Raw genomic sequence first — 18262 nt, 5'->3', positions numbered from 1 at the left:
ACCTAACAGAAAGCATCACCATGAAGCCATTTGAACCGAACCTGTCCTCCCTGGCCGTTGCGCGCGATATCCTGCTGACGCCGTTCGGGCTGGACGAGGGCAAGCTGCTCAAGACGCTGGGCAGCATGTTCACCCACAAAGTCGACTATGCCGACTTGTATTTCCAATTCACTAAAAACGAGGGCTGGAGCCTGGAAGAAGGCATCGTCAAGACCGGTAGTTTTTCTATCGACCAAGGCGTCGGCGTGCGTGCCGTGTCGGGCGACAAGACCGCCTTCTCGTACTCGGATGAAATCTCCGAAGCAGCGCTGCTGGATGCCGCTGCCGCTACCCGCACCATCGCCCGCGTTGGCGCAGGCAAGATCAAGGTCGCCGGTTCGATGAACCATGTGGGCGGCCGTTCGCTGTACCTGCCGCATGACCCGCTGGTATCGCTGGACGCCACCGCCAAGGTCAAGCTGCTGGAGCGCATTGAAAAGATGGCGCGTGCCAAAGACCCGCGCGTGGTGCAAGTCATGGCCAGCCTGGCCGGCGAGTACGACGTGGTGCTGGTGGTGCGCAGCGATGGCGTGCTGGCTGCGGATATCCGTCCGCTGGTGCGCGTCTCGCTGACCGTGATTGTCGAACAGAACGGCCGCCGCGAAGTGGGCTCGGCGGGCGGCGGTGGCCGTTACGACTACGGCTACTTCAGCGATGCGCTGCTGGACCAGTACGCCACCGAGGCCGTCAAGTCGGCCGTGGTGAACCTGGATGCGCGGCCGGCGCCGGCAGGGCCGATGACCGTGGTGCTGGGCCCTGGCTGGCCAGGCATCCTGCTGCACGAAGCGATCGGCCACGGCCTTGAGGGCGACTTCAACCGCAAAGGCTCGTCGACCTTCGCCGGCCGCATCGGCGACCGCGTGGCCGCCAAAGGCGTGACCGTGGTGGACGATGGCACGCTGGCCGACCGCCGTGGTTCGCTGAATATCGACGACGAGGGCAATCCGACCCAGTGCACCACGCTGATTGAAGACGGCATCCTCAAGGGCTACATCCAGGACACCATGAACGCGCGCCTGATGAAGATGCCGGTGACCGGCAATGCGCGCCGCGAATCGTTTGCGCACCTGCCGATGCCGCGCATGACCAACACCTACATGCTGGGCGGCGACAAGGATCCGGGCGAGATCCTGGCATCGGTGAAGAACGGCCTGTATGCAGTCAACTTCGGCGGTGGCCAGGTGGACATCACCAATGGCAAATTCGTGTTCTCGGCCAGCGAGGCGTACATGATCGAGAATGGCAAGATCACCTATCCGGTCAAAGGCGCGACGCTGATTGGCAATGGTCCGGAAGTGCTGAACCGCGTCTCCATGATCGGCAACGACATGAAGCTCGACCCGGGCGTGGGCGTGTGCGGCAAGGAAGGCCAGAGCGTGCCGGTGGGCGTGGGCCAGCCGACTTTGCGTATCGACGGGGTTACCGTCGGCGGCACCGCCTGATTTTTTTGCCCCCAGCGCCGGGGGTAAAGTTTTGTGGGAAGGCATTCTGGCCGAAAAAAATTGCTTGCCAAGGCGCGAACTATGGCGTTATAGTCAATCCATGACCAAATTCTTCTTTACCGGCTGGTTTTACTTTAGCTTTCCAACCCAAAGGCGGTGGAGTAGCGGCCGGTGCACGTAGAAGCAAAAACGAGTCCCAGCAGAATCCCAAAAAACCGCCTCCCGATGAGGCGGTTTTTTTTTACCCCGATTTTTTTAGATCACTTGGAGAACAGCAATGCCCCGTACCGATGATTTGCGCATCCGCGAGATGAAGGAACTGACGCCACCGTCCCACCTGATCCGCGAATATGCGTGCACGGAAGCGGCTGAGCAGACGGCCGCCAATGCGCGTATCGCGTTGCACCGCATCCTGCACGGCCAGGATGACCGTCTGATGGTGGTGATCGGCCCGTGCTCGATCCACGACCCGAAAGCGGCCATGGAATACGCGCGCCGCCTGGCGCCGCTGCGCCAGGCGCTGGCGGGCGACCTGGAAATCGTGATGCGCGTCTACTTCGAGAAACCGCGCACCACGGTGGGCTGGAAGGGCCTCATCAACGACCCCTACATGGACAGCAGCTTCCGCATCAACGACGGCCTGCGCATGGCGCGCGAACTGCTGCGCGACATCAACGAACTGGGCCTGCCGGCCGGCACCGAGTACCTCGACGTGATCAGCCCGCAGTACATTGCCGACCTGATTTCCTGGGGCGCGATTGGCGCCCGCACTACCGAGTCGCAGGTGCACCGCGAGCTGGCGTCTGGCCTGTCCTGCCCGGTTGGCTTCAAGAACGGCACCGATGGCAACACGCGCATTGCGGTCGATGCGATCAAGGCCGCGTCGCAGCCGCACCACTTCCTGTCGGTGACCAAGGGCGGCCATTCGGCCATCGTCTCGACCAATGGCAATGAAGACTGCCACATCATCCTGCGCGGCGGCAAAACGCCGAACTACGATGCGGCCAGCGTCGACGAGGCCTGCAAGGCGATCGCGGCCCAAGGCCTGGCGCCGCGCCTGATGATCGACGCCTCGCACGCCAACAGCTCGAAGAAGCCGGAAAACCAGATCCCGGTGTGCGCCGACATCGCCGGCCAGGTGGCGGGCGGCGACAACCGCATCGTTGGCGTGATGGTGGAGTCGCACCTGGTCGGCGGCCGCCAGGACCTGGTGCCAGGCAAGGAACTGACCTACGGCCAGTCGGTCACCGATGGCTGCATCGACTGGGACAGCAGCGTGCAAGTGCTGCAAGGCCTGGCTGCCGCCGTGCGCCAGCGGCGGCTTGCCACGCAAGCTGCTGAAAGCGCTTCCAAATAAGCCTCTGCGGCCCCAATGGCAAATTGGGGCCGTTTTTTTTTGCGTTTGACTAGCAAGGTTGTTGTACGTACGCCAATCGTTACATATGTACGGTTGACAGTTAATTTACTGGCATGTTTTTATATTAACCATGGCCGGTGCCGTTGCTCACCTTCCTGATGTAATTCCCCAAATTTAAAGAATTCCCGCGTTCCAGCTTATCCAGCTCAGGGCGTTGGATTGTTGCATCCTAAAAAACAACTGGAGGTTAGATATGATTCAAGAAAGAGTGCCGTCCCGTTCGTTGCGGTTGATGTTTTCGGGCGGTGTGGTTGCCAGCATGGGCCTGCTGGCGTTGCCTGCCATGGCGCAAAACGCGCCACCGGACAATCAACCGATGCAGCGGGTGGAGATCACCGGGTCGTCGATCAAGCGCATCCAGAAGGAGGGCTCGCTGCCCGTCCAGGTGCTGACGGCGGCCGAGATCAAGCAGACTGGCGCGACCTCCGCCACTGATCTGATCCAGATGCTGCCATCGATGCAGGGCTTCGTGCCGGCCTCGAGCTCAGTCAACGGCGGCGGCGCCGGCGTGACGACCGCGTCCTTGCACTCGCTGCCATCGAAATACACGCTGGTGCTGCTGGATGGCCAGCGCGTGGCGCCCAGCGCCCTTGGCACGGGGCAGGGTGGCGGCTATTCGGTCAACCTGTCCAGCATTCCGCTGGAAGCGATCGAGCGTGTCGAGATCCTGACCGATGGCGCTTCCGCGCTGTACGGTTCGGACGCGATTGCCGGCGTGGTCAACTTCATCACCAAAAAGAACCTGACCAAGGGCGAAGTATTTGCTACCTATGGCCAACCGAAAAAGAATGGCGGCAAGTGGAGCAGTGCCGGCCTTACCAAAGGCTGGGGTGACCTGGAGTCCGATGGCTGGAACGTACTGGCTTCGTACAGCCATGAGGAGCAGCAGCGGATTGCCGCCTTGCAGCGCGATTTTTCAGCGCCCGGCGCGTTCTTCAAGTTCAGCTCCAACGGCAAGCAGTACTATTACGACCAGCGTACCGGCAACACCGAGCCGGCCAACATCCTGTTCAATGCCCGTCCTAAAGGCACGACAGCTGATACCGCAGGCTACGCCATCAATCCTTACCTGGCCGCCAATGGCAATTGCGGCAATCCGCTGGCGGGCCCATCGGCTACGCAATGCCTGTTCAACTACGCGTCCACCGTGGAAGATGTGCCCGGCACCGTGCGCGACAGTGGCCTGCTGAAAGGGACGCTGAAGATCAACGAAAACACCACCGCCTGGGCTGAGCTGGTGCTGTCGCAGTTTGCGATGACCGCGCAATTTGCCCCGTCCGCGCAACAGATGGGTGTGAATGCCACCGACCGCTTCCCGGCCCTGTACCAGAAATATGTGCAGTCTTACCTGGACGCCAACGGCCTGGAAAACCCGAGCGGCAACGCCACGCTGAACTATCGTTCGGTGCTGATCGGCGGCCGTGCGGACAAGTTTGAGACGACCGCGCGCCACTTCGCGACCGGTATCGACGGCTCGGCGTTTGGCTGGACCTACAATGCGGCGCTGATCCTGTCGGAAAGCAAAATCAAAGATACGGCCGCTGGCGGCTACACCGACTTCGGCATGCTCAATGACCTGGTCGCACAGGGCAAATATGATCCGGTCACCGGCCAGGGCGCGAGCCAGCTGCAGCCAGCGCTGTTGAACGGCACGGTATTCTCGCGCACCAAATCGACGCTCAATACCTTGCATGCGGGCGTACAGCATGACCTGTTCTCGCTGCCAGGCGGCACCTCCATCATCTCGCTGGGCGGCGACTATACGAAGACCAAATACACCACCGACTACCATCCGCTGATCCTGTCCAACTCGGGTTTTGTGACCCAGCCGGCGTCGAGCAATTATCCGGTGGGCGGCAATTATGGCCAGGTGCCGTTCAGCGCCAAGCGCGACAACTGGGGCCTGTTCACCGAAGTGCTGCTGCCGCTGCATAAAACGGTGGAAGCGACCGTGTCTGGCCGTTATGACAGCTACGACAAGGTGCACAGTGACTACATCTTTGGCAGCGTACCAAACGCCGACGGTCTGCTCCCGCTTTTGCCTAGCGGTGATATTGGCAATACCGCCAGCGCCGGCACGTACAAGCTGAGCCTGAAATGGACGCCGACCGATACCTTGCTGCTGCGCACCGCCTACGGCACCGGCTTCAAGACGCCTAACCTGAGCGACGTTGCGGGTGCCAATACCTTCAATGGCAGTACCGCCGGCAGCTATCTTTGCCCGTTCCCCGGTTCGGCAGGTTGCCAGCCACGGCAATCGCAGTACGATCTGCTGATCGGCCCCAACAGCCTGAGCGGCTCCGCTGGCCTGCAGCCTGAGAAATCCAAGCAGTGGACTCTGGGCGGCCGGATTGAACCACTGCGTGGCCTGTCGCTGGGCCTAGACCTGTGGAACGTGCAGATCCGCGACCAGATCCTGTCGGCCGGTGTGCCGGAGCAGGAAGGTTTCCGTGATCCGCAGACGTATAAAAGTCTGTTCGTGAATCCTTACTATGATCCTGCCGGCTACACCACGATTGCTTATCTGCAGGCGCCAGTCAACGGCGGCGTCGCCAACTACCGCGGTATTGACTGGGACTTCAGCTACCGCAGCAAGACCGCTATCGGCGATCTGCGCGCGGCCTGGAACGGCACCTATATGCTCAAGCAGAACTACACCACGCAAGGCAACGGTACGGTGTATTCTGACCTTGGCCGTTTTGGCCAGGACAACGCCGTGGTGTTCCGCGTCCAAACCAATCTGAGCCTGAGCCTGACCAACGGCAAGTTGACCAATTTACTGACCGCGCATTACAAGTCGGGCTACCGCGACCAGGAATACCCATTTGGTTCGGCGATATCGACGGTGAATCCAGATGGCAGCGTTGGCGACCCGATCGCCTTCAATGGGAGAGACGGCGCACCTGAACCGCTGCGCGTGCCGTCGTACACCACCTTCGATTGGCAAGGCAAGTATGACTTCGGTAACTTTGCGCTGACGGCCGGGATTAAAAACCTGTTCGACCGCAATCCACCGCTGACCTTGCAGAACGCCGGTGGCGGTAACCAAGTCGGCTACGATGGCCGCTACACCGATCCAGCCGGCCGTTCGTTCTACATTACGGGCAACTACAAGTTCTAAGTAAGGTCGTCACATAAAAAAATCCCGGCTGCACTGAGCGCGATCTTGAGCGCGCTCAGGCTGCCGGGATTTTTTATGCTGCTACTGCTGATGCGATCAGAACGCGTAGCTGCCGCGCAGGTACAGCGAACGGCCGACTGGATCCGTGTAGCGTGGATCGTAGCCTTTCTGGAACAGCGTGCCCTGGTTCGAGAACGGTGGCTCTTTGTCCAGCAGGTTTTTCACGCCGGCGGTCAGGGTCACGCCCTTGAAGCCGGTGTAGCTGCCCGACAGATTCCACAGCGCGTACGATGGCACCTGGTTCTTGTACTGGTCAGGGATGTCCAGATTCTGGTCGGTGTAGCCGGACTTGAACGACTGTGCCAGCGTGGCGTTCCAGACACCCAGGCGCCAGTTCAGCGCCAGGTTGTGCTTCCAGCGGAACACCGGATTGTTGGCAGCGTAGCGGCCGACGTTCTGGATGAATGGACCATCGCGCTCGTCCTGGTACTCATACTTGTGGACGTAGGTGCCGTCCAGGGTCAGCGTGAAGTTGCCGGCACTGGTGGCGCCCGAGCGCAGGGTCAGGGCGACGTCGACGCCGTCGGTATTGACCTTGCCCAGGTTTTCCTTCAGGTCCAGGATGGCGTACGGCGAGCCGTCAGGATTGCGCAGGAAGCGCGCCTTGTATTTCTGGTAGTCGCCATAGATGGCTTCTTCCGGCAGCGCGTTGATCTTGTCCTTGAGGCGGATGTTCCAGTAGTCGATGGCCAGCGTGGCCTGCGGAATCGGCTCCAGCACCATGCCGACCGAGAAGGTCTTCGATTTTTCCGGGCTCAGGTTCTGATTGCCGCCCTGCAGTTTGAACTGTTGCAGGTCGCAGTCACGCAGCGGGTTGGCGATCGGGTTGGACGACAGCACGCCGCCTGGGCACAGGATCGGATCGTTGTACGAGTTGTTGGTGTCGTTCTTCGATTGCGGCGCGTTCTTTTCAAACAGCGTCGGTGCACGGAAGCCGGTCGAGGCCGAACCGCGCAGCAGCACCTGCTTGGTCGGCTGGTAGCGCACCGCCAGTTTCGGATTGGTGGTGCTGCCGACGTCGCTGTAGTTGTCGTAACGGACCGCCGCGTTGACGTCCAGGTCCTTGATCAGCGGCAGGCTGATCTCGCCGAACACGGCCTTGATGGTGCGCGCGCCGTCGGTCGACTGCGAACCCGACAGGCCCGACGAGGCGGCCTGGCCGGCGATGTCGCGGTTGACGAAGAAGTCCGCTTCTTCGCGGCGCAGTTCGGTACCGACCGCCACTGCCATCTTGCCGCCGCCCATTTCTATGAGTTCGCGGCTGGCTTTGGCGTCGATGCCGGTGTTGCGGGTCTTGCCGTTCTGGACCTGGCCGCGCAGCGCGGTGGTTTCCAGATAGGCTTTGCCGGCGGCGTCCTGCTTGCCGAACGGATTCAGGATGCCATTCGCCACGCCGGCGGCAAACTTGGCGTCGTTGACGTAGCCGCCCGTGAAGTACTCGGCCGAACGGCTTTCCGACACGGTGAAGCCCGCCTTGTAGTCCCAGTCCTTGAATAGGCCTTCGGCTGCAATGCTCAGACGGTCAGCCGCGCCCTTGGAGTTGATCTCGCGCTGACCGGCTTCGGTCGGACGCCAGTTGACCGACAGCGGTTCGCCGGACAGGCCCGGCATGGCCGGTACGCCGCCCGAATTGCCTGGATAGTATTTGCTGGTTTTCGGCAGCAGCAGGCTGGTCTGCGGTGGCGGCGCGGTGTGCGATACCACATCGTTTTCCGAGTGCAGGTACTCGACCGAAGCCAGGTGGTCGCCGTTGATCTTGAAGGTGGCCTTGCCGAAGAACGAGGTCTGCTTTTGTTCTGGCAGATCGTCGATCTGGCGTGTGTAGTCCTGGCGGCAGGTACCGTTGCTGGCGCGCGGCACCGAGTTGGGCGCGTCGCAACCGGTGGCAAAGCCCGGGTTGCCGGTAGCGCCCGATTTCGGATCGAAGTAGTTGCCCGGGAAGGTGGTGCCCGAGGTCAGGTTCAGGCCGCGCGACGGAATCACGCCGGTCTTGGAGAAGTCGCGCTGCTGCGAGGTCAGGATCTCCAGCTTGTGGTGGTCGAACACGCCGAACACGTTGTAGCCGTCTTCGTCCAGATTGCCGAAGCCGCTCGAAATATTGATGCGCTTTTCATCAGCGCCGACTTTGCGCGGCAGGATCGCTTCCGCGGTAATCGTGGTGGTCTGCACCGAACGTTTGGTGATGAAGTTGATCACGCCGCCAATCGCGTCGGTACCGTAGATCGCCGAAGCGCCGTCGCGCAGCACTTCCACGCGTTCCAGGGCCGCGACCGGAATGATGTTCAGGTCGACGCTGGCGCCATCGTAAGGATGGTTGGCGATGCGGCGGCCATTCAGCAGCACCAGGGTTTTGTCGCCGCCCAGACCGCGCAAGTCTGCGCTGGACTGGCCGCCGGTCGGCAGGCCTGAGCTATTGCCGCCGACCACGTTGCCGGAGGTAAAGCTGGAGCTGTTGGAGGGGATGCGGTCCAGCACTTCCTGGGCCGTGGTCAAACCTTGTTTGACAAAGTCGTCCGCCTTGATGACGCTCAGCGGGTTGGCGGTTTCCGACACCAGACGCTTGATCGAGGAACCGGTCACTTCAACGCGCTGGATCGGCGCGTCGTCTTGCGCCTGGACGGCTGGCGCGATCAGACCCAGACCCAGCAGGCCGCCAGCATATATGCGACGCAGGGAACGGGACAGAATAGTTTCTTTCATCATTACTCTCAACTCCCAAAACGAACATCAATATTTTTATTCACCCACCGCTTGGTAGGGGCGGGTACGTGCTCGTGACCATCGGTTAAGTGACGGTCAGGGTGTTGATAATTTCATTACGGTGATGGCGGTGTCAATCATGAAACCTTATCTGTTTATATAAAACAACGCTTAGTGGCATTTGTGTCGCCAATAAAAAAGGGCTCCCGTAGGAGCCCGTAAAAATTTCCGCTTTGATGACTAACTGATCAGAACTTGTAGGAACCGGTCAGGTAGAACTGACGACCCAGCGGGTCGGTGTAACGGCCATCGTAGCCCGACTGGTTACCACCACCGGCGTTGCGGATGGTGAATGGCGGTGCGATGTCAGCAATGTTTTTCACGCCAGCGATCAGCGTGAACTGCTTGCTCAGCTGCGCCTTGGTCTGCCAGTCGAACGTGGTGTACGACGCGACCTGGCGCTTCATCGGCACGTAGTCGCCCAGCGAACCATCGGCCAGCACTTCACGCACCACCGAGTCATCCTCGTTGTACACCTGGTCGGTGTAACCCGAGTGGTAGTTGGCGGTCAGCGCGTGGGTGAAGCGGCCGGTATTCAACGAGGCGGTCAGCTTGGAGATCCAGCGGAACGTCACGTTGGCGTAGGAGTTGAAGCGGCCGATGTTTTTCTCCACGCCGCTGCCAGGGGTTTCCTGTTCAGCCTTGGTCATGAAGGTACCGGTCCACTGCACGGCGACTTTGCCCAGCGTGGTGTTGGTCTTGTAGGTGTGATCCCAGTCGATACCCTGGTAGTGCGAGCTGGCCAGGTTGAATGGGGTCAGCGCGGCTACCAGCACGTTCTGCTTCTGGATCGGGTCGAAGTAGGTGCGCAGCAGGCTGTCGTAGATGGCCGGGTTGTTGAATACCAGGTCTTCCGACAGGGTCTGGATCTGGTTGCGCAGTTTCACGTCCCACAGGTCAAAGCCCAGCGACAGGCTGCTGATCGGCTCAACACGGATGCCCAGGGTGGCCTGTTTCGACTCTTCCGGTTTCAGTGCACCGGCGCCCACCGAGGCGTTACCACCGGTCAGCAGGCCGTATTCCGACGAACCTGGGTTGCACAGCTTGAAGCGTGGATCACTGGCGCTGGTGATCGGGCAAGCGTGGAACTGCGACGAACCGCCGTTGACCAGTGGCTTGACGATGTTGCTCATGGTCGGCGCCTTGAAGCCGGTGCCATAGGAGCCGCGGATCAGCACCGATTCCACCGGATTCCAGCGCAGCGCCAGTTTGTAGGTGGCTTTGCTGGCCGACTCGCCTTGCTTGCCTGGGGCAATCAGATTGCCGTCCGCGTCGAAGTTCTTGTCGTTGGTGACGGCGCTGAAATCGTCGTAACGGCCGGACACGGTCAGGTCCATGTTTTTCAGCACTGGCAGCAGCAGCTCGCCGTAGGTACCCCAGTTTTTACGGCTGGCGTCGATTGGCAGGGCGCCAGCGCTGCCGCCCACAATGGCGTCGGTGAAGTTAGGCTGCTGCTTGTTCTGGCCTTGGGTGAAGGCGTCTGGCGCTTCCGAGTAGGCCTGGCGGGTGAAGTCGGCACCCAGTGCCAGCTGGGCGGCGCCGGCCGGCAGCTGGAATACTTCGGTCGAAGCGCTGGCTTGCACCATATCGATCTTCGACTTGGTCTCGCTCAGCTGGTTGTGCAGCACGGCAGGCGCCAGCACGTCTTTCGAGGTGCCTGGTGGCGCAAACGGATCAAACTTGCCGGAGGTGACCAGCGCGTCAAACGCGTTCAGGCTCATGTAGCCGCCAGCGGCGGTATCGGTCTGCTTGTTTTCCGAGTGGGTGTAGGCAGCACGGTAATCGAGGCCTTTGAACGAACCATCGACGCCCAAGGCCAGGTGTTTGGCGATGGTTTTGTATTCGTCGGCACGGCCGCCGGCATCGACCAGACGCAGGTTCATGGCGACGCTGGTGACGCTGGCCGGATTGGTGATGCCCAGGCGGGCCAGGTAAGGCGCGATCGATTTTGCATACAACGCGCTGCTCAGCGGCACGCCCAGCGGCTGGGCCGGTGCGGCGTACTGTGCGGTGTTGCTGAACGACGAGATCAGGCCTTCAGCGAAGAAGTTGGTGTTCTCGTTGAGCTTGAAATTGAGCGAGGCGAAGCCGCTGTCGCGTTTCAGGCCAGGCGTGTTTTCCACGGTGGCGGCGTAGTCGTACAGGCAGCGGTTGCCGACCTTGAACAGGTTGGCGCCGTTGCAAGTGCCGGTGGCAAACAGGTTAGGGCTGAAGGCCGCGCTGGACGGGGTGCCGTCGGCCTTGGTGTACTTGACGGTGGCGACGCCAGGAATCGAGTTCGAGCTCAGCTGGTAGAGGCTGTACGCCTTGCCATTGGCAGTGAACGGGATCACGCCGCTTTGCGAGAAGTCGCGTTCGCGTGCATACGAAGCCTTGCTCTCGTCATGCGAAGCTGACAGCAGGAGGTTGAAGCCGTCCTTGTCCAGGTCGCCCCAGCCTTTGGAGATCGAGGCGGTCGAGGTGGCGCCGCCGCTGCTGCGTGGCTGGTTGTACGAGGCTTCGACAATCGCGTCGGTCTGGTTTTTCTTCAGGATGAAGTTGACCACGCCGGCAATCGCGTCCGAGCCGTACAGGGTGTTGGCGCCGTCGGTCAGGATCTCGACGCGCTCGACAGCGGCCAGAGGGATGCTGGCCAGGTTGACGGTGGAACCGGAGGTGGCAGGCGCCAGGCGGCGGCCGTTCAGCAGCACCAGGGTGTAGCCTTCGCCGATCGAGTGGATCGACGCCGTTTGCAGACCGCCGCCGCCGCCGTTGACCGACATCGACGAGGTGGTGAAACCTTGCATCGACGGCAGGGTCGCGATCAGGTCGGCGACGTTGCTGGCGCCGGACTGCTCGATCTGCAGCTTGGACAGGGTTTGCACAGGCAGCGCACCTTCAGCGGAAATACGCTTAATGCTCGAACCGGTAATTTCTACGCGCTGGATAGGCGCGTCCGTGTTTTGTGCCACGGCGGCTTGCATGCCCAGCGCCAGGCCACTGGCGCAGATCAGGCGTACCGACCGCGACAATACGGTTTCAACCATCATTATTTAGCTCCCAAAATAAAACGATGAACAACGGGTGTGTTTATATATTTTTTATAGGCAATTTTTTGCCTTGGAAAAAAACATGTTCGTTCTTTTCGTTTTTCATCAAATCATTTGGGCGGAATTACTGTCAATGTGGAAACCCTTATGAACTTAGTGAAACGTTATCATTTACCTTAAATCAACAATGCTCCAAGCCAAGCCAAAAAAACGCTCTAATTTGGTGCGTGCCGGCATAAAAACGATGGAAAGATTGATTCAACATCAAAAAAGAAACAAATATACGGTGGCTACCGTCTTGCAATGCACCATTCTGGGGCGTGTTAAATTTGGTTAATCTGCGTTCATGCAGTCACTGAGCGTTACATTTATGCGACAAATAAAAAGCCCGGATTTGCCGCAAAGCAAATCCGGGCTGGCAGACCTAAGTCCTTATTTAATAAGTATTAAAACTTATATGAACCGCTGAGATAGAAAGTGCGGCCGAGGGCGCTGGAGTACGACGGGTTGTAACCGACCTGGTGCGAACCGGTGTTACGCAGCGTGAATGGCGGGTTGCGGTCGAACAGATTGATCGCGCCAGCGGTGATTTCCACATTCTTGACTGGGCGGTAAGCCGACTGCAGGTCGAATGTAGTGTAGCTCGGCACGTCCAGCGTGATGTCGTAGCACGACTGCGCCGCGTCCGACGTGGTTACCGCGCAGTCATCGGCGTTCTGATGCTTGTCGGTGTAGCCGTTGCGGTAGTTGGCCGTCAGCGTGTGGGTCCAGGCCGTATTGGCCCACGAGCTGCTGGCCTTGATCACGTTGCGGAAGCTGACCTTGTCGTTCGAACCGTAGCGGTTCAGGCTGGTTTCCCACTGGTCGTCCGTGCCCGGCGTGGTGTAGCGCGAGCGCAGCAGATAGGTACCTGCCAGGCGGTTGGTCAGGCGGCCGTCAAACAGCTTGATCTTCTGGGTGAAGTCGTAGTCGATGCCACGGTTTTCCACCTTGCCGATATTAATTGGCAGCAGTTTGATGGCCAGCACGTCCAGGCCCGTCGAGGCGATGTGCTTGGTGGTGAACAGGTTGGCGTACTTGGCCGGGTTCTCGAAGATCAGGCCTTCCGAGACCGAGGTCACCTGGTCGCGGATTTCCACATTCCACAGGTCGATCGCCACGCTAGTGGTGCTGCTTGGTTCCCACACGGCGCCAATCGACCATTGCTTGGATTTCTCCGGTTTCAGGTCCGGATTGCCGCCCTGGAATACCTCAAACTGGCCACGGCTGGCTTCGCAGTACTTGGCCAGCGGATGGCCGGCCAGGCCGTTGGCCGCCGTCAGCGGACAGTTGTAGGTACCGCCGGTGACGCCGAACTCTTCCAGCGGGCCAGCGATTTCCTGCATGCTGGCCGCGCGGAAGCCGGTGCCGGTGGCGGCGCGCAGCATCAGGTTCTTGGCCGCCGAGTACTTGGTCGACACTTTATAGGTGCCAGCGCTGGCGGAGTCGCCCACATCGTGGCCGGCCAGCTTGTCCTTGACGGCGCCGATGTTGTCGAAGCGGCCTGAAGCCGTGACTTCCCACTGCTTGTTAATCGGCAGCAGCAGCTCGGCAAAGGCGCCGGCGTTGGCACGCTCGTAGTGGTTGTCGTAGACCGGGCTGTCAAACAGGATCAGGGCCTTCTTGGCCACGTCCTGCTGGTCGGTGCTGAAGCTGGTTACGCGGTAGTCGGCGCCCACGCTGACCATGGCGGTGCCGCCTGGCAGTTCAAACGCGCTGCGCGAGGCGTGGGCGTCAGCGCCCTTCATGACCACGGTCTGGGTGTTGTACAGGCCGGTGTAGCCGGTGGCGTTGAGCTGGTCGCGCATGGCTTGCGGCATGTCGCCCTGGGCGTAGCCGAACGGGTCGAAGTTGCCGCTGTTGAGCAGGGCGTCGAACTTGTCAGCCAGCGGGAAGCCGGACAGGTATTTCTGTTCCTGCTTGTTGCGCGACCAGGTCAGCGCGCCATTGATGTCCCAGCCGAAGGCCGCGCCGTCCACGCCCGCCACCAGATGGGTCGCCTTGGTGCCGTACTCGTAGCCGCGGTCGCCCATTTCGTACAGGCGGTATTTGACCGCCACCGAGCTCACGCCCGCGCGCTGTTCCGGCGTCAGGTAAGGCGACACGTATTTGCTGTACAGCGGCGAGCTGGTCGACAGCGAGAAGTCGGCCGGATACGGCGCGATGCGCGCGGTGATCTTGGCTTCGGTGTAGGCGGCGTCAAAGAAGCCCTGGAAACCGCTGTTGCCCAGCTTCAGGCGGCCCGAGCTAAAGATCGAGTCGCGGCTCGATTCCGGATTGATCTCGATGGTCGAGGTGTAATCGTAGTAGCACTGGCCGTCGCCAAACGCATCGACGTTGGCGGTGGCGCATTTGCCGTTGATGAGCGCGTACGGGTTCAGGTTGACGGTGCCGGCCTTGCCGTCCGCGCCGGTGTACTTGACCGCGGCGTTGGCCGGGATCGCGCGCGAGGAACCGTTCAGGAACTGCAGCGCCTTGCCGGTTTTCGGATCGGTGAAGTTGATCATGCCGGTCTTGGCGAAATCGCGCTGCGAGGCTTTGAGCTGCTTTTGCTCATCGTGGCTGACCGAGACGAACACGCTGTAGCCGTCGTCCTCGATGTCGCCAAAGCCCTTGCTCAGGCTCAGCGAATTGCTCTTGCCGCCAGCCTTCTCAGGCGAGCTGTACTTGGCGTTGATTTCCCACGGCGCCGCGCCTTTTTTGAGGATGAAGTTGACCACGCCGGCAATCGCGTCGGCGCCGTACAGGGCCGAGGCGCCGTCGGTCAGCACTTCTACGCGCTCAATCGCGGACAGCGGAATCGAGTTGAGGTCGATCACGGTGCCCGAGTTGGCTGGCGCAATGCGGCGGCCGTTCAGCAGTACCAGGGTGTAGGAGGCGCCGATATCGTGGATCGACGCGGTGGTCACGCCACCGCCGCCGCCGCCGACCGAGTCAGCGGCGACCGAGAAGCCCTGCATCGCCGGCAGCTGCTGGATGAAGTCGGTCACGGTGGAAACGCCGGTCTGCTTGATGTCTTTGGCGCTGAACGATTGCACCGGCAGCGAGGATTCGGCGGCGATGCGTTTGATGCTGGAGCCGGTGATTTCGACGCGTTGCATCGCGGGTTCGCCGGCTTCCTGGGCGAAGGCATGGCCCAGGGTCATGGCCAGTCCACCGGCAAACATCACGCGCAGCGAACGGGACAAGATTGTTTCTTTAATCATGTTGCTAAGTGCTTTCTCAAGTGGTTCAGCTTGCGAGGCAAAATCTAACCAATTCTCACAAGGGCCGTTATCAGACCACTTTTAGATCACTCTTGTCAAACTTTATGCGGCTTTCAGTAAAAAACTAATAGATTTGTGCTAAGAATAAAAAAAGGACAGCGATTTCTCGCTGTCCTTCTTGTCGTGCGACTAATAAAGTTTAGTCAAACTTGTATTGCAGACCAATCTTCACGTAACGGCCGGTGGCGCCGGAAGCGTCCATCGGGTTGAAGCTCATGCCGCCGTAGGTCAGTGCATCCAACGGGGCGATCTTGTCGAACACGTTGTTCATCGACGCGTACAGCTGCAGCGATTTGCTCCAGTTGTAGCGGGTCGACAGGTCCAGCGTGGTGAACGATGGCAGGCGGCAAGCACCGTTCGGCGATGGCGTGCCGTCGGCGAACAGCACCGCGCAAGGGGCGCCTTCGTAACGGATGTTCTTCATGTCCGAGCGGTAGTTGACGCTGCCCGATACATTCCAGTTGCCCTTGTCCCAGGAGCCGATCAGGTTGATCTTGTCCTTCGGCGTGCCGGCGCAATCCGAGGTGTCGCAGTTGCCGTGGGTGCCGGCAAACTGGAATACCTGGTTCTTATCAGCGCGTACCCACGAGGCCACGTGCGACCACACCAGGTTCAGCGTGGCTTTGCCGTAGTCGCCCAGGCGCAGACGCTGTTTGACGTCCAGGTCAATCCCTTTGACTTCGGTGTAGCTCGAGTTCTGGTACGGTGCTTTGGAGATCAGCAGGGTGCCGGTGTTCGGGATCACCACGCCATTGACCACCAGGTTGTTGTCGGCGCGAACTGCGGTTGGCAGCGCTGCGGCTTCAACATACGACAGTGGGTTGATCTCGTTGGTGCGGCGGATTTTCCACGCGTCCAGCGACAGGTTGGTGTCGTTCAGCGGATCCCAGACCAGGCCCAGGGTGTAGCCTTTCGACTTCTCGGGCGCCAGGTTAGGGTTGCCCACTTTGACTGCGCCGATCTGGATGTTGCAATCGAGCGTGGTGGCGCCGCCTGCTGCTGGCACTTTGCCGCCTGGGCAACGTACTGGATCGACCACCGACGAGGTGCCGGTCGATTGGCTTTCCGCATTGGCTTCAGCCACGCCAGGTGCACGGAAGCCGGCGGTGTAAGTGCCGCGCAGTGCGAAGCTCTTGACCGGGGTCCATTTCGCGCCCAGTTTTGGCGTGGTCGAGTTGAAGTTGCTGTAGTGGTCGTAACGCAGCGCGCCGCTCAGTTCCACGGTTTTCAGCACGGGCGCCAGTACCTCGGCATAGATTGCCGAGACCTTGGTGTCGCCCTTGGCGGCCACGTAGGAAATGTTGGTCGAGCCATCTTCCGAACCGGTCAGCGATGGGTTGTCCAGCTGCTCGTGGCGGTGTTCGCCGCCGATGGCCAGGCCCAGGTTACCGCCTGGCAGCGCGAACAGTTCACGCGAGGCCTTGAAGTCGACGATGTCCAGCTTGGTGGTCGAGTTCGACGACGCGTTCACGCGCATCGCTGCGTACAGCGAGGCCGGGTTCTTGTAGGCTTGCGAGCCGATGTAGTACGGGAAGTACTGGCTGGTCGGATCGCCCAGCGCGGACTTCAGCACTTTCATGTTCAGCTGGTTGGTCCACTCGATGTACAGCTTGGATTCCGAGTGGGTGAAGCCGGCATCCCAGTCCCAACCGTAGTTGCTGCCCTTGGCGCCCAGCACGATGCGGCTGAAGTCGTTGTTGGCGATGTGGTTGCTTGGGCCCAGGTCAAACATCGAGTAGCGCAGACGGGTGTCGGTGCCAAAGGTGTTTTGCGGGTGCTTGCCGGACATCAGCAGGTCATTGCTGTACAGGATGATGCCGTTCGGGTTCGCGGCGGTGGCCGGGAAGGTCACGTTTGGCGTGGCCGAGACGGGCGCCAGCATGAACGAGCTGTTGCGGGTCGCGTAGCCCAGTTCGGTGTACACCTGCAGGTCGGAATTGACTTGCAGGGTGCCGCGCGTGTACAGGTTCAGCGATTCAACGTTCGGTTGCAGGTCGCGGAACTGGTCTTGCGACCACAGGCAGCCGCCAGCAGCGTCTTGCTTGACGGTCTGCGAGAACTGCGAGCAGCCGCCCAGCGACACGTAGTTGCCGGTCTTCGGATCGCGCAGGGCGCCGGTTGGCGTCGCGGTCGATGCACCCGGGGTGATGTAGCCGCCCATGTACTGGGTGTTCTGGTTGTAGCCCCATGGACGGATGTCGCCATGGCCGATCCAGCCGCGGTCCTTGCGGTCCGCAGCGGCCAGTTCGTCGGACTTCTTGTATTCGACGTTGAATACCAGGTTGTACTTGTCGTCGTCCAGGTTACCCTTGCCCACGGTGACAGCGATATTGTTTTGTTTGTTGTCGCTGTAACGGGAGGCGCCGGTATCGGCTTTGATGGTCACGCCTTCAAAGTCCTTGCGCAGGATGATGTTGACCACGCCGGCAATCGCGTCGGCGCCGTAGGTCGAGGAAGCGCCGTCTTTCAGCACTTCGATGCGTTCCACCAGCTGCATCGGAATGGTGGACAGGTCGGTGAAGCTCTTCTGGCCATCGTCAGCACGCGCGAACGGTGCCATGCGGCGGCCGTTCAGCAGTACCAGGGTGGAGGTGGCGCCCAGGCCGCGCAGCGAAATGGCGGTCGAGCCGGCTGCGAAGCCGGTGCCGAAACCGGATGGCAGCGAACCAGCGCCGTCCACGGTCAGGCTTTGCAGGAATTCCGCCACGGTGGTTTTGCCGGACTTCATGAGTTCGTCGCGGGTGATCATCTGCACCGGCGAGGCGGTTTCAGCGGATGCGCGCTTGATGCTCGAACCCGTGATTTCAACGCGCTGGATCGGGCCGGTCGGCTCGGCGTTCTGCGCGAAAGCTGGCATGGCCAGGACTGCTGCTACGGAGCCCGAGAACATCAGGCGCACGGAGCGGGATAAAACCGTTTCCATCATCATAAACAATACTCCAAGAAAGTTTTTTCTTTTCTAAAATATATACAAGTGAAATATTTAGGAAAGGCGCGCATCAAAACATTGCCGCAAGAGCACTGTCAAACGAAATCGATTACTTTGACGCGTAAAAACAACGGTTTATGTAAAAAATACATGAGTTTTT

Annotated in this window: 7 protein-coding genes; 3 read left to right on the top strand and 4 right to left on the bottom strand. The window is 60.4% G+C overall.

Annotated features, from left to right (window positions below; genetic code table 11):
• Positions 1-20 precede the first annotated feature (20 nt).
• From tldD to BUA36_RS12130, 3 genes are all read left to right on the top strand, one after another.
• A complete protein-coding gene (gene tldD / locus BUA36_RS12140) occupies positions 21-1481 on the top strand; it encodes a metalloprotease TldD (protein WP_072784816.1) in 1461 nt (486 codons plus the stop codon).
• 277 nt (positions 1482-1758) lie between these two features.
• Positions 1759-2838, top strand: coding sequence for a 3-deoxy-7-phosphoheptulonate synthase AroG (gene aroG, locus BUA36_RS12135; protein ID WP_072784815.1), 1080 nt, complete (start codon positions 1759-1761; stop codon positions 2836-2838).
• Between the two features lie 253 nt (positions 2839-3091).
• Positions 3092-6019, top strand: a complete 2928-nt coding sequence (locus tag BUA36_RS12130; protein WP_072784814.1) for a TonB-dependent receptor domain-containing protein — start codon at positions 3092-3094, stop codon at positions 6017-6019.
• Between the two features lie 96 nt (positions 6020-6115).
• On the opposite strand, the gene BUA36_RS12125 is transcribed toward BUA36_RS12130, so the two are convergent.
• The 4 genes from BUA36_RS12125 to BUA36_RS12110 all read right to left on the bottom strand — a co-directional run bounded on the left by BUA36_RS12125 (position 6116) and on the right by BUA36_RS12110 (position 18102).
• Positions 6116-8782, bottom strand: coding sequence for a TonB-dependent receptor (locus BUA36_RS12125; RefSeq protein ID WP_072784813.1), 2667 nt, complete (start codon positions 8780-8782; stop codon positions 6116-6118).
• A 245-nt stretch (positions 8783-9027) separates the two neighbouring features.
• Positions 9028-11868, bottom strand: coding sequence for a TonB-dependent receptor domain-containing protein (locus tag BUA36_RS12120; RefSeq protein WP_072784812.1), 2841 nt, complete (start codon positions 11866-11868; stop codon positions 9028-9030).
• Between the two features lie 446 nt (positions 11869-12314).
• Positions 12315-15095: a TonB-dependent receptor gene (locus tag BUA36_RS12115; protein ID WP_167544283.1), complete on the bottom strand. Its 2781-nt coding sequence runs from the start codon at positions 15093-15095 to the stop codon at positions 12315-12317.
• Between the two features lie 217 nt (positions 15096-15312).
• On the bottom strand, positions 15313-18102 hold the full coding sequence (locus tag BUA36_RS12110) for a TonB-dependent receptor (RefSeq protein ID WP_229255691.1): 2790 nt from the start codon (positions 18100-18102) through the stop codon (positions 15313-15315).
• Positions 18103-18262 lie beyond the last annotated feature (160 nt).

Source organism: Duganella sacchari (genome assembly GCF_900143065.1).
GTDB classification, from domain to species: Bacteria; Pseudomonadota; Gammaproteobacteria; order Burkholderiales; family Burkholderiaceae_D; genus Rugamonas; species Rugamonas sacchari.
Note: the sequence above shows the minus strand (reverse complement) of the source record. Positions and strands in the feature narration are given on the sequence as shown.